This is a genomic window from Streptomyces sp. NPDC002889 (assembly GCF_042888425.1).
Lineage (GTDB): Bacteria > Actinomycetota > Actinomycetes > Streptomycetales > Streptomycetaceae > Streptomyces.
This window is the reverse complement of record NZ_JBIAPT010000042.1, coordinates 1-13,247: the sequence shown is the minus strand read 5'-3', so window position 1 is coordinate 13,247 and position 13,247 is coordinate 1. Positions and strand designations below refer to the sequence as shown.

The 13,247-nt window shown below is 69.5% G+C and carries 10 protein-coding genes and 2 pseudogenes; 9 read left to right on the top strand and 3 right to left on the bottom strand.

Translation table 11 applies throughout. The features are described from left to right. The first annotated feature begins 270 nt into the window (after positions 1-270). Positions 271-1,274 (top strand): annotated as a pseudogene (locus ACFYWI_RS36720) (IS5 family transposase). Positions 1,275-1,341: 67 nt separating this feature from the next. Here the strand turns inward: ACFYWI_RS36720 and ACFYWI_RS36715 are convergent. Further along, entirely contained in the window at positions 1,342-3,609 is a 2,268-nt protein-coding gene (locus tag ACFYWI_RS36715) for an MMPL family transporter (protein ID WP_389240225.1), read from the bottom strand. A gap of 175 nt (positions 3,610-3,784) precedes the next feature. On the opposite strand from ACFYWI_RS36715, the gene ACFYWI_RS36710 reads away from it, so the two are divergent. The 6 genes and pseudogenes from ACFYWI_RS36710 to ACFYWI_RS36685 all read left to right on the top strand — a co-directional run. Continuing rightward, positions 3,785-4,957, top strand: coding sequence for a sensor histidine kinase (locus tag ACFYWI_RS36710; protein ID WP_389240223.1), 1,173 nt, complete (start codon positions 3,785-3,787; stop codon positions 4,955-4,957). Next, entirely contained in the window at positions 4,932-5,594 is a 663-nt protein-coding gene (locus ACFYWI_RS36705; RefSeq protein WP_389240221.1) for a response regulator, read from the top strand. Before ACFYWI_RS36710 ends, ACFYWI_RS36705 begins: the two co-directional genes overlap by 26 nt. Positions 5,595-6,036: 442 nt before the next feature. Continuing rightward, entirely contained in the window at positions 6,037-6,582 is a 546-nt protein-coding gene (locus ACFYWI_RS36700) for a thioredoxin family protein (protein WP_389240218.1), read from the top strand. 44 nt (positions 6,583-6,626) lie between these two features. Beyond that, positions 6,627-7,022 carry a hypothetical protein gene (locus tag ACFYWI_RS36695; RefSeq protein WP_389240216.1) on the top strand — a complete coding sequence of 132 codons (396 nt, stop codon included), beginning with the start codon at positions 6,627-6,629 and terminating at the stop codon, positions 7,020-7,022. 428 nt (positions 7,023-7,450) lie between these two features. Next, positions 7,451-8,032: a protoglobin domain-containing protein gene (locus ACFYWI_RS36690; protein ID WP_389240214.1), complete on the top strand. Its 582-nt coding sequence runs from the start codon at positions 7,451-7,453 to the stop codon at positions 8,030-8,032. A 257-nt stretch (positions 8,033-8,289) separates the two neighbouring features. Next, positions 8,290-8,777: pseudogene (locus tag ACFYWI_RS36685) on the top strand (transposase); the annotation flags it as partial. 193 nt (positions 8,778-8,970) lie between these two features. Here ACFYWI_RS36685 and ACFYWI_RS36680 read toward each other — a convergent pair. Continuing rightward, positions 8,971-9,624: a TetR/AcrR family transcriptional regulator gene (locus tag ACFYWI_RS36680; protein ID WP_389240212.1), complete on the bottom strand. Its 654-nt coding sequence runs from the start codon at positions 9,622-9,624 to the stop codon at positions 8,971-8,973. Between the two features lie 479 nt (positions 9,625-10,103). Here ACFYWI_RS36680 and ACFYWI_RS36675 point away from each other — a divergent pair, with 479 nt between their 5' ends. Then, the gene (locus ACFYWI_RS36675) at positions 10,104-10,478 is read left to right on the top strand and encodes a hypothetical protein (protein WP_389240208.1); all 375 of its coding nucleotides are present in this window, start codon (positions 10,104-10,106) and stop codon (positions 10,476-10,478) included. Between the two features lie 22 nt (positions 10,479-10,500). After that, positions 10,501-11,556, top strand: a complete 1,056-nt coding sequence (locus ACFYWI_RS36670) for a threonine/serine dehydratase (RefSeq protein ID WP_389240206.1) — start codon at positions 10,501-10,503, stop codon at positions 11,554-11,556. Between the two features lie 93 nt (positions 11,557-11,649). Here ACFYWI_RS36670 and ACFYWI_RS36665 read toward each other — a convergent pair whose 3' ends face one another. Continuing rightward, positions 11,650-12,456 (bottom strand): alpha/beta fold hydrolase, encoded by an 807-nt coding sequence (locus ACFYWI_RS36665; RefSeq protein ID WP_389240204.1) that lies wholly within the window; start codon positions 12,454-12,456, stop codon positions 11,650-11,652. Between the last annotated feature and the right edge of the window lie 791 nt (positions 12,457-13,247).

Below are 13,247 nucleotides of genomic sequence, written 5' to 3'. Positions count from 1 at the left end.
ACCCGCTCTCCACCAGGGGTATCTGCAACCGGTTCTGCGGCGCGCCGTCGTAGATCCAGCGCGCCCAGGTCGCGAACAGCACCAGGCGCAGGCGGCGAGCGAGACGGACCTGGAGTCCCAGGCTTATGCAGTCAACAGCGATCTCCGTACCGGGTCGTCTGGCTGAACCCACCGTGGCCTCTCCAGATGTGGACTAGGGCGCGTATCGAGTCGTGATCAATTTGCGGGATGTGCCTTCGTGGCACGGTCCGGTCCGATAGACGGTCTTACGTGACGCGAGTGCAACTGACCGATCCGGATTGGGAGTTCATCGAGCCGTACCTGCCGATCGGCGAGTACGGCCCGTACCCCGAGCGACTGCGGCAGCAGTTCGAGGGCGTGATCTGGCGGTTCAAGACGGGCGGGCAGTGGCGGGAGATGCCGACGGAGTTCGGCGCCTGGTCGACCGTCCACAACCGCTTCCGGCAGTGGCGTGACGCCGGCGTCTTCGAGGCCCTGCTGGAGGGCCTGATCACGGAAGCCGCGAAGCGGGGTGAGGTGGACCTGTCCCTGGTCAGCATCGACTCCACCACCGCCCGAGCCCACCACGACGCGGCCGGGATGCACCTCGACGAGGACGTCGTCACCGCCCTGGAGAAAGCCGCGGCCGAGGAGGAGAAGGCCAGGTCAAAGAGGGCGGCCTCGAAGAGCAAAACGGGCAAGAGACCGAAAGTGATCCCGCGCTGGAAGAACGACGACGCATCCGGCGTCGGCGGAAACTCCGGCTGAAGGCCGCCCTCCTCGGACGTTCCAGAGGCGGGCAGACCAGCAAGGTCCACCTCGCCGCCGACCGCAAGTGCCGCTCGCTGGCGTTCATCCTGACCACAGGCCAGGCAGCGGACAGCCCGCAGTTCATCCCCGTCCTGAAGAAGGTACGGGTACGCGGGCCCGTCGGCCGACCCCGCATCCGGCCGGACGCGGTCGCCGGGGACAAGGCGTACTCGTCCCGCGGAAACCGCGCCCACCTGCGCAAACGCCGTATCAAGGCGGTCATCCCGGAGAAGAAGGACCAGGCCGCCAACCGGAAGAAGAAGGGCTCCAGAGGTGGCCGACCCGTCAGCCACGACGCCGATCTCTACAAGGAGCGGAACACCGTCGAACGCCTGATCAACAAGCTCAAAGCATGGCGAGGCATCGCCACCCGATACGACAAGACTCCCGACAGCTACCTCGCCGGTCTCCACCTGCGCGCCTCGATGATCTGGATCAAGGACCTCACCAGGACCACCCGATGATCACGACTCGATATGCCCCTAGGTGACGCGCTGAGGTGCCGGACGCCAAGGGCGGGCAGGAGTTGAGTCAACGGTCAACCAGCCGTGGACGCGGGGCCTCACCCGTGGATTCCGCGTCGGTGTCGTCGGTGCCGACCGGGCCGCGGGGAAGCATCCAGTCCAGCCACTTCGGCAGCCACCAGTTGGTCCGGCCGAGGAGTGTCATGGTCGCCGGTACCAGCACCATGCGTACGACCGTGGCGTCGATGAAGATCGCGGTGGCCAGGCCGAGCCCGAACATTTTGGTGGAGGGGTCCTCGGCGACGGCGAAGGACAGGAAGACCGCCACCATGATGAGGGCGGCCGAGGTGATGATCCGGGCGGTGCGCGAGACGCCCTCAACGATCGCCGTGCCGTTGTCGCCGGTGCGCAGGTACTCCTCGCGTACGCGGGAGAGGAGGAACACCTCGTAGTCCATCGACAGGCCGAACAGGATGGCGAAGAGGAACATCGGGATGAACGACACGATCGGAACCGTCGCTTCCAGCCCGATGAGTGCGCCTCCCCAGCCCCACTGGAAGACCACGACCATGATGCCGTAGGCCGCGCCGATGCTCAGCAGATTCAGCAGTACCGCCTTGAGCGGTACGAGTATCGAGCGGAAGACCAGCATCAGCAGCAGGAACGACATCGCCAGCACGGCGGCGACGAACACCGGCAGGCGTTGGCTGGTGCGTTGGCCCACATCGGACAGGCTCGCGGCGGCGCCGCCGACGTGGGCCCTGGCCGGGCCGTGCCCGATCGCCGTGGGCAGCACGTCGGTGCGCAGCCGGGCGATGGTGTCGGCCGTGGCCTTGTCCTGAGGGCTGGTGGTCGGGAACACCACGAGGGTCGCGATGCCGGTGGCCCGATCGATGTGCGTCGGCGCGACGGATGCGATGCCCGGATCCGCCGCGACCGTTGCGACGAGTCGGTCCAGCACTCCCGGATCACCGGTGGGGTCCGCGGCGATGACGAGGGGACCGTTGGTGCCCGGGCCGAACCCCTCGGCGACGAGGTCGTAGGCCCGGCGCTCGGTACGGCTGTGGGGCAGTGAGCCGTCGTCGGGCAGGCCGACGCGCAGGCCGAGCACGGGCAGCGTCGCGGTCAGCAGCAGCCCCGCCGCGCCGACCGCGTACGGCACCGGGTGCTGGCTGACGTGCCCGATCCAGCGACGCCACCCGGCGGCGTGGGCGGCGCCTGCCGCCGGGTCCCGCCGCCGTGCGAGTCGGCCCAGCTTCCTGGTCTGCAGAGCCCGGCCGATCCGGCCGGCCCGGGCCAGGCGTGGGCCGGCGGCGCCGAGGAAGGCCGGCAGCAGCGTCACCGACGCGACCACCATGGTCAGAACGACGATCGAGACGGCGAGCCCGCCCACCGTCATGAACGGTACGTTCGCGACCGCCAGGCCGAGGATCGATACGACGACGGTGCCGCCGGCGAAGACCACGGGCCTCCCCGCCGTGGCCACCGCTCGCCCCGCCGCCTCGCGGGGATCGAGCCCGCGCGCGAGGTACTCCCGGTGCCTGGCGAGCACGAACAGCGCGTAGTCGATGCCCACTCCGAGCCCGACCATGCTGCCCAGGACCGGTGCGAAGGTGGGGACCTCTGTCACCCCCGCCAGTACCGTCATCGTGGCGACCCCGACGGTCAGCCCGAAGACCGCCATGCCGATCGGCAGCGCGGCGGCGACGAGCGAACCGAACGCCAGGAACAGGATCGCGGCCGCGGCGAGGAGGCCGATCAGCTCGCTCGCGCCGCCGTCGGGGTCGGAGAAGGCGTAGAAGAGGTTCCCGCCCATCTCGATGCGCAGGGGCAGTTCGGCGCGCAGCCGGTCGCCGAGATCGACGAGGGCGTCGAGGTCTTCGGTCGACAGCCGGCTCTGGTCGGGGTACTGCACCCGGACGACCGCGATCCGCCCGTCGGCCGAGACGAGGCCGCCGCGCACGGCCTTTCCCCCGCCTGCGTCGAGTGCCCCCGCCGGGTCGCTCGTGCCGAGCACGTGCGGCAGCCGCTTCACCTCGGTCTGCAGCCGCGTGAGAGCGGTGCGCGCGCCGTCGTCGAAGAACGTCGCACCGCCGTCGAGGGGGGTGACGACCACTTGGGCGGTCATCCCCTCCTGGCCGGTGCCGGCCCGCTCGATCAGTTGCGCGGCCCGTTGGGAGTCCAGCCCCGGAGCGGTCATCGAGTCCGCGGTCCGCCCGCCGATGGCGATCGCGGCGAGGACGGCGAGCGTGGCGGCGATCAGCCATGCCGCGATCACCCGCCAGGGATGGCGGGCGGCGCTTGCGCCCAGGCGCAACAGGGCTTTCGAGAGCATCGGGTCCTCCAACCACCTCGTCGGCCGTCCTTGTACGGCCGCCGATGCCGAGGCTCGTCGCCACGGCGCTCCGCGGCATCGGCCCGCGGGCCGCGGATCCGTCGGCCCCGGGGCGGAGTGACGACCCGTCCTTTCGGCTGATGCGCGGCACGCCGCGGTCCCTAGGCTGAGAACCGTGCTCCGAGACGACCTGCGAACCCTGTGGACCGAACCCCGGCCGCCCGACGCGCCCGCCCGGGTGCGGCGGGACTGGGCGCTGCTCGCCGCGGGCCTTGCCGGTGTGGCGCTGGAGGCCACCCTGCGCGAGAACGTCGTGTGGCGGCCGGTGGCGGTGGTGTTCGCCGTATGGCTGTGCCTGCTGCCCCTGTGGCGCCGGACCCGCCCGCTGGCGATGGTGACGCTGGCGTTCGGCTCGGTGATCCTGCTTCAGGTGGCCTCGCTGGTCGCCGCACCGCGCGAGCCCGTCGGCCTGTACACCGGCGCGGTCGTGCTCGTGCTGGTGTACGCGCTGCCCCGGTGGGGATCGGGGCGCGAGATCGTGCTGGGCGGCGCGGTGATCCTCGCGGCCGGCGCGCTGTGTTCCGTCACGGACGAGACCCCGGTCGTCGAAAATGTCGTGGGCTTCGTCTTCCTGCTGCTGCCCGGCGTGGTCGGGGCTGCCGTGCGGTTCCGGGTGACCGCTCGCGAGCGGCAGTTGGAGCAGGTGCGCTCCCGCGAGCGCGAGCAGCTCGCCCGGGAACTGCACGACACGGTGGCCCACCACGTGTCGGCCATGGTGATCATCGCCCAGGCGGGCCGGGTGCTCGCGGGCACCGACCCGTCCGCCGCCGTCGAGGCGCTGGAGGGGGTCGAGGAGGAAGGGGCGCGCACGCTGGAGGAAATGCGCGCCATGGTCGCCGCGCTGCGCGACCGCGGGGTCGGCGCCGAGCTGGCGCCCCCTGCCGGAGTCGCGGATCTGGAGCGCCTGGTGCGCACCCCGGGTGGTCGCCTCAGGGTCGACCTGGGGCTCGACGGCGAACTGGACGCGCTGCCCCCGGCCGTGGACGCGGCCGTCTACCGGATCGTGCAGGAGTCGGTGACCAACGCGCTGCGCCATGCGGTCGACGCGACCGAGCTCGTCGTTCGGGTCGCCGCGGAACGGGACACGGTACGGGTGAGCGTGCGCGACAACGGCCGGCGCACCGGCCGGGGTCGCGACGGATACGGACTTACCGGACTGCGCGAGCGCGCGACCCTGCTCGGCGGCACACTACGAGCCGGCCCGGGTACCGACCGGGGCTGGCATGTCGAAGCCGAACTGCCGAGAGCGAGGAGCGAGAGCGGTGTCCATTCGCATCCTCGTCGCTGACGACCAGACGATCATCCGCACCGGGTTGCGGATCATGCTGAACGCCCAGCCCGGCATCGAGGTGGTCGGCGAGGCCGCCGACGGGCGGGAAGCGGTACGTCTGGCCCGCGAACTACGCCCCGACGTCTGCCTGTTCGACATCCGCATGCCCGTACTCGACGGGCTCGAGGCCACCCGGCTGGTCGCCGGCCCGGGCGTCGCCGACCCGCTGGCCGTGGTCGTCATCACCACGTTCGACCTCGACGAGTACGTCTACGGCTCACTGCGTGCCGGCGCCCGCGGATTCCTCCTCAAGGACACGGGACCGGACCTTCTGGCGCAGGCCGTACGGTCGGCGTCCGACGGTGAGGCGCTCATCGCGCCCAGCGTCACCGTCCGCCTGCTCCAGGCATTCGCGGACCTGCCCGCCGGCCGGCCCGCAGCCCAGCCGGTCTCACCCGTCACCGCCCGCGAGGAGCAGGTGCTCCTCGCCGTCGCCCGCGGGCTGACCAACACCGAGATCGCCGATGCACTGCACATCAGCCTCAGCACGGTGAAGACGCATCTGGCCAGCCTGATGGCCAAACTCGGCGCCCGCAACCGGGTCGAGATCGCGATGTGGGCCTACGAAACGCGCCGTATCCTCCCCGGAACCTGAGCCGGGTGCCGGGCCATGTCCCATGAGTCCCCGCCCGGACATCAGTGCACCGGTCGGCTCATCTCGGCTCCACGTGCCTCACCCGCCCCAGAGCGTGACGTACCAGGAGGCCGGAACTGGGACGGTGAGACACCCGATACGACAAGACTCCCGACAGCTACCTCGCCAGTCTCCACCTGCACGCCTCGATGATCTGGATCAAAGACCTCACCAGGACCACCCGATGATCACGACTCGATACGCGGCCTAACGAGCAGCCAGGACGTAATGCGCCGGCTTGATCCGGTGTGCCTGTGTTCGGATGGGTGGTCACCGAGTACCTCTGCTCCACGGCCCCGGAAGGTGCCGGCCCGCGGCCAGCGGGGGGCCAACACCTGGCGAGTCGCGCGGGTCCAGGGTGAGCCGACTCGGATATGTGGTGCGAGGTTTGTAGCATGGAAGTATGGCTGTCTTGTCACAGATGATGCCCCTGGGTACGCCCGCGCCGGACTTCGCGCTCCCTGATCTGGTCGGCCGAACTGTCCGCCGTGACGACTTTGCCACCGCTCCTGGGCTGTTGGTCGCATTTTTGTGCAACCACTGTCCCTACGTGCGCCATGTCGAGGCGGGGCTCGGCAGGCTGCTCGCCCGGTACCCGAACCTGGCGGTGGTGGGCCTCTGCTCCAATGATGCCGAAGCCTATCCGGACGACCGGCCCGAACGCCTGGCTGAGCAGGCCGGGCGGGCGGGCTGGGCCTTCCCGTACCTGGTGGATGCCGACCAGACCGTCGCCCGGGCTTACCAGGCCGCCTGCACTCCGGACTTCTTCCTCTACGACACCCAGCGCCGATTGGCCTACCGGGGAGCGATGGACGAGTCCACTCCGGGAAGCGGCAAGCCGGTCACCGGTGAACTGCTGGACGCCGCGATCACTCACGTCCTGGCCGGTGAACCGGTTCCTGAACCCCACCGGCCGAGCATGGGCTGCTCCATCAAGTGGCGAGAGTGATCACCGCGCTCTTCGAGGAGACACCCAGAGGACATCGTCACCATGTGACCGCCCGCTCGACCCGCCGGGCCGCGGCGGTGTGCGTGCTGAGCATGGCCATCGCACAGCTGCTCTCGAACGTCGCGCATCAGATCCCGCAGTTTCGTGCCGCAGGTAGCGGGGCAGCAAGCAGCGCCACATGTAGTGGCAGCGCGCCTTCCACCTCACCCGCCTGCACCTGGAGGAAGGCGGCACGCCGCCTCGGCTTCGAGCTCACCACCGTGCAGCAGTGGATGCTGGAGCAGGTCCTCGGGATCGAGCCCGCGGTCGAGGACGAGAAGCCGAAGCCGCGCCGTACGCAGGCCGACAAGTGGGCGATCAACCTCACCGCCGCCACCCAGTTCTACCAGCGCGAGGGGACCTGCAGGTGCCCACGTCGAGACGATCACCGTCAACACTGACGACGGCGAGGGCCAGGAATAACGCGTCATCAAGCTCGGAATGTGGATCGGCAAACAACACTCCCGGGCCGCCACACTGACACCGGAACGGATCCAGCAACTGCCGTGGGCCTCGGCAAAACACCGCGCCAGGGCTACTGGGACGAACCTCCATTCTGAGCCCGGTCTTTCCGCCTCCCAGGGGCGTGCGCCTGCGAGTGGGGAAGCACGCCTGTGGTTGGAGCCCTTACCTGACAGCCGCGATGATCACGCCGAACGCCGAGAGGCAGCTATGTCCAGCGTATGCCGAGGGTGGACAGTAGGTCGCGCATCACCCAAGTGCTGACCTCCTGCAACGCTCTGTCCGACACGCTGCGATGGACTGTTCCGCGCTTCTTGGCGGATGTCGCTTTCAATGGGATGACGACAGGAATGAGAGGCGATTCCGTATGAGCACGAAGCCCCCGGCCGGTTACGCCTACGGCTCGACTTCGCCCAGTCCGGTTTCGAGAGATGAGCTGGCCAAGCTGGAGGCGAGTGTTCTGTTCACCCCCGATGACGCGGCGGCTTTGCGCACGGCGGGGGAGGTGTTGGAGGACCAGGTCGAGGATGTCCTGGACGTCTGGTACGGGTTTGTGGCCTCGCATCCGCACCTTGTCGCCTACTTCGCGACCTCGGAAGGCGTCGTCCTGGACGAATATCTGGCACGTGTACGCGGGCGATTCGGGAAGTGGATCCTGGACACCTGTCGACGTCCGCACGACGAGGAGTGGCTCTCCTACGCGCATGAAATCGGACTACGTCACACCGAGGAGAAGAAGAACCAGACCGACCAAGCCGCCTCCGTACCTTACGTCCCCCTGCGCTACATGGTGGCCTTCATCTACCCGATCACCGCCACGATCCGACCTTTCCTGGCGAAAAAGCGCCACGATGAGGCCACTGTGGAGCGCATGTACCAGGCATGGTTCAAGTCGGTGACGCTGCAGACCGCCCTATGGCTGCGGCCGTACGCCGCCGACAAGTGGTGATCGACGCTGGATCAGGCGCCGTTCGTGCAGTGGGCCCACCCGGCCAGCACTCTTTGGGGCCCTCACACTCGGACCGCGTGCTCGGCGCGAACTGTACGCACCCAGGCAGCGTCGTCCGGGACAGTGTGCTGAAGTGCCTCCTGGCACTCACCGGGCCGGCTTTCCTCACGAGTGTTGGGCGTGCTGTACGCGCCCAGCTGTCCGGCGGGTGGTGACGCCAACGGCGGTGAGGGGCGGGGCCGACGGCGTGCCGGTTACTCCACCGGGTCAACCTCGACGAACTCGGAGCCCGAGGGGAGCTGGACTGGTCGCGGTGCGCGATCGACTCCGTAGGGTTTGGGCGGCAAAAGCGGGCCACTGACGGGACCGAATCCGACCGACCGTGGCAAGCCGGGATCGAAAATCCACCTGACCACCGACCGGGACGGACTGCCCCTGTCACTGGGCATCTCCGGCGCCAACACTCATAAAGCCTCGGCCCTGAAACCGCTCGTGCGCGGGATCCCGTCCATCCGCTCCCGGCGCGGCCCGCGCCGCCGAGGCCCCGCCAAAATCCACGCCGACAAGGGCTACGACTACGACCACCTGCGCCGATGGCTCCGCAAGAGGGGCACTCCCACCCCACCACCCGCCCTGGCTCGCCGGGGGTCGACGCCTGCACCGCCGCTACGAGCGCAAAGCCGAGCACTTCCTCGCCTTCGTCGGCATAGCCGCGCCCTCATCGGCTACCGCCGCCTGGCGGTGAATGCCGTCCGCCATCCGCGCCGGTGCAGTAGCTCGCCCACCCTGGCTTCATTGTGAGTGCCCATCACGGCGAGGTTCTCACGGCGACGCCAGCGGGACCACTGAGATGTGCTCAAGGACGCCAACCCTCCTGAAAGGGACGGCCATCCGAGTGCATCGTCCGATGGCGAGGGGTTGTGGTCACCTGATGGCCTCTACTGCTGGCTGGCCCGCGCGGGTTCGGCAGCGTGGATGAGCTGGCGGAGCGCCCCGTGGTAGACCTCGTGGTCGACCACGGCGGGCAGGATGGCGGCGAGGTGACCGGTCAGCACGGGGAACTCCTCGGGGTCGAGCGTGGCCAACGCGGTACGAGTGGCGGCCTGGGCGGCCTTCGGGTCGCGGTGGTCCACGAAGCTCGCGCTGCCGAGCGTGAGCAGGTACATCCGCCGGTAGGCGGTGATCGCCTCCTGCGGGGTCATTCCGGCCGCGAGGCTGTCGGCGAGCTGCGGCTCCACCATGCGTTTCAGTAGCTGCGGGCCCAGCCACGGACGGCCGCCGCGCAGGGCGATGAGGCCCGGATGGGCCGTCAACAGCTCGTACAGGCTTCGGAAACGGGTCTCGGTGGCCGTGGCCCAGTCGGCGCCGGGCTCGATGTCCGGGAGGTCGGAGGCGAGGCGGTCGGCACACAGGTCGAGCAGGCCTGCCAGATCGGTGCAGCGGCGCTGGATGGTCGCGTGGGCTATGCCGAGCCGGGCGGCCAGGGTCCGAAAGCTCAGGGCTGCGGAGCCTTCCTGATCCACAATCAGCAGGGCGGTTTCGGCAATGCGTTCGAGAGTCGCGAGGTCGAGAGAAGCGGATTGCCTAGGCATGTGAGCCAGCGTACGGTACAGCGTATCGTCACGGTAGGCTCAACTCTCCTGACTCGGAGGCGGCATGCCCCGCACGGCGCTCGACCCCCTCTTCACCGCCGCGGACGCCCCGGGCCGGATTCACCGACCGCCACCTGGCCAACCTCGCAGCCGGCGCCCTCGCCGCCGTCCGCGTCCCCGGCCTCCTCGACGGGCCGACTGCGCGAGCGCGCTCACCGCGCTGGACCGGCTGCCCACCGCCGACTACGACCCCGCCCGGGTGCCGACCCCGATCGTCCGGTTCGGCCCGGCCCTGAACGACTATCGCGACCAAGACGGTTCCCTGGAAGCCGATCGGTACTGGAACGATGCCGAGGCAGCCCGGGCCGCAATGCGCCCCGACCCGATCGCCGTCTCGCTGGCCCGGCTCGGCTCCGCCTGGGGCGCTGCCGTCGCCCCGGCCACCATCGGCGGACGGGCGGTCTTCGGCGGAACCCTGCGTGAGATCAACGCCGGAGCGCTGGTCCACTACGACTCGATCAACCGGGAGTTCCCCTCCGGTCCGTTCGATCAGGAGGTCGTCGCACAGCTGGCGTTCAACGTGTGGGTCCGCGTCCCGGACGCGGGCGGGGCGACCAGCGTGTGGCGTCAACCGCTGGGAGCCGGCCGACGAGCAGTACCGCGAGGCGTACGGCTACCGGCCCGAGACCGTCGAGCACTGCCAGCGGGTCAGCCTCGCCCCAGGGCTAGGCGACGCGCTGCTGTTCAATCCGGAGAACTTCCACTCCGTCGAACCCAACCCCGGCGGGCGACGGATCGCCTTCGCGTTCTTCCTCGCCCTGACCACCACCGGCCAGCTCATCGCCTGGTCGTGACCCCTCTCACCAGGAGCAACCCGTGCACCAGCTCACGTACGGCGACATCAAGGCCGCCACCGACCGCATCGCCGGACGCATCCGCCCCGTCGCCCTCACCGCCGTCGACCCCGGCACGATCCGAACCGCCCGCCGTGACCCTTTGGACGATCGCGAAACCGAGTCGTGCCAGGTCTGGCTGGCGCTGGAGTACATGCAGCACACCGGCTCCTTCAAGGCCCGCGGCGCCCAGAACTTCATCCAGGCGCACCGCGACGCCAAAACTCTGCCCGATGCCGGGGTGACCATCGCCTCCGGCGGTAACGCGGGCCTGGCGTGCGCGTGGGCCGCCCAGCAGCAGGGCGTCACTGCGACGGTATTCCTGCCGTCCACCGCCCCGGCGGTGAAGGTCGCCAAGCTCCACTCGTACGGCGCCGATGTCCGCCTGGTCGGCGTGGAGTACGCCGAAGCGCTGGCCGCGTGCGAGGACTTCGCGAGCGCGACCGGCGCGCTCGCCTCGCACGCCTACGACAATCCGCTGGTCGCCGCCGGTGCCGGCACCCTGCTGGAGGAGATCCGGACCCAGATCCCCGGCCTGGACACGGTGGTGGTCGCGGTCGGCGGCGGCGGCCTGTTCGCCGGGGTGGCTGCCGCCGCCCAGCACCATGGCATCCGTATCGTCGCCGTGGAGCCGGAAAACTGCCGCGCGCTGAACGCCGCCATCGAGGCCGGCCGCCTGGTCGACGTCACGGTGGACTCGGTCGCCGCGGACTCCCTCGGCGCCCGCCGCACCTCGCAGATGGCCCTGCACGCCGCCCAGCAGGACGGCGTGTACTCGGTCCTGGTGCCGGATGCCGAGATCGTCCGAGCCCGACAGGTGCTGTGGGACCACCGCCGGGTTGCCGTGGAGCACGGGGCGTCCACGGCGCTGGCTGCCCTTACCGCCAAGCCGCACCACGTTGCCGACCGGGATCTGCCCATCCGGCTCGCCGGGACGAGCCGCAACTACCTTCCTGGCAACGGTGAGAAGGTCGCCGTCGTGCTGTGCGGGGCCAACACCGACGTACGGTCGCTCGTCGAGCACGACGGCGAGAACTGACCTCCGACCCGGCCTCGGGACACCGCATGATGAGCCGTCACCTACTCGCCCCGTCGATGCGCGTACCCCCGCCGTCAGCATCACGCTGCCAGCTCATGCCTCCCGTGGCGCAGCGTCATGGGGTGATGCAGGCAGGAAAGATGTCACGGCCTCGACCAAAGCGTCACACCCTTCCCAGTTGAGCATGTGGCCGGCATCGGGCACGGTGATCAGTCGTGCGCCTGGAATTCCGGCGGCGAGGCGCCGGGAGTGGCTCGGCGGGGTGGTGCGGTCGGCCGAGCCGACCATCACGACGCTCGGCACCGTGATCTCGGCCAGGCGCGGATAGCGGTCCTCACGGGCGAAGGCGCGCAGGATCGGCAGGAGCGAGCGGTGGTCCTGGCGGAGGAACAGCTCACGAAAGACGGCGATCATGGCTGGTGATGGTCGTTTTCCGGACTGGGCGGCCCCAAACAGCACACCGCCGGTACGGGTACGGGCCCAACGCTGGAGGAGACCGCTCTCCAGCAGGGGTATCTGCAACCGGTTCTGCGGCGCGCCGTCGTAGATCCGCCCCGCCCAGGTCGCGAACAGCACCAGGCCGCGCAGGCGTCGAGCGAGACGGGGATGATCCAGCAGCGCGCGGATCGCAACGAATCCGCCCATCGAGTGCCCGACCAGCACTCCATCCTGCACGTCAAAGTGCTCCAGAACGGCTGCATAGTCCCCGGCCATGGTTTGGGAGCCGGCGCCGCCGTGGCCGAGCGTGGAACCTTCATGACCACGCTGGTCGAAGACGATGACACGGCGCCCCTGCTCCAGAAGGGCCTCGGCGACGAGGTTCCACTCCAGCAGCGACACACCGTACCCATGGGCGAGCACCACCGGCGGGCCCTGCCCCGCAACAATCACGCGCAGCACCGTCCCGTCAGGGCGAGGAACGGACACCTCCTCACCCTCGGGCTCCCGCGAGAGCCGCTCGTGGGAGACGGGATCCGGCAGGCGTTGGATCCTTGCAGCAACGGCGCGCGCCGCCAGGCCACCCCCAGCGACTACCGCCGCCACCGTTGCACTCCCCGCGAGTAAGCCCCTCATCAATCCCCCTCCCGGCACCGGAAGAAAACACACACCACGCATCATCATGTCCATGTTCCCCCTGCCCCACCACAGCCAGCAGAACTCTCGTGCAACTTTGGCCAAGAAACCCATACATGCCCCGCCGCAGCCTCTCAGCGCCACGCCGTGATCCCACCGCCCAACGACCAAACCCCACCAGAAAGGCTCAATCGCCCACGGTCATAAGCGACGTCCGACGAGCAGAGCGTGGGCAGCGGGCGCGCGGGGCATGACTGACTACTTGGCCGTCCAATAGCCCAGGTCATTCCCGCCAGCGTCCGCCGCTCGCCGCAGCGCCTCCGGGGAACCCAGCATGCCGTGCGGCAGATAGCCGGACCGGACGCTCAGCTCCCACCCGTGCACTTGGACCGCAAGGGCGGCACCGACCCCGCGGACAGCAGGGGGCCGGAGCCAATGCCAGTGGCTCCGGCCCCCTGCGCGACTGTATCCAGGCGCTGTTCCGGGGCGGACATCTGCTGCAAGGCGCTCTACGAGGAGCGGCCTAGGGTCTGTCGTCAAATGATCTTGCGTGGTGGATCATGGTCGGGTGATACGTCGCCATGAACTGTCGGATGCCGAGTGGGAGTTCGTCCGTC

What these genes read in the sequence shown, in the direction of transcription:
- ACFYWI_RS36715 (WP_389240225.1), bottom strand. Translation starts at nt 3,609, where the DNA reads ATGCTCTCGAAAGCCCTGTTGCGCCTGGGCGCAAGCGCCGCCCGCCAT.
- ACFYWI_RS36700 (WP_389240218.1), top strand. Translation starts at nt 6,037, where the DNA reads ATGGCTGTCTTGTCACAGATGATGCCCCTGGGTACGCCCGCGCCGGAC.
- ACFYWI_RS36690 (WP_389240214.1), top strand. Translation starts at nt 7,451, where the DNA reads ATGAGCACGAAGCCCCCGGCCGGTTACGCCTACGGCTCGACTTCGCCC.
- ACFYWI_RS36680 (WP_389240212.1), bottom strand. Translation starts at nt 9,624, where the DNA reads ATGCCTAGGCAATCCGCTTCTCTCGACCTCGCGACTCTCGAACGCATT.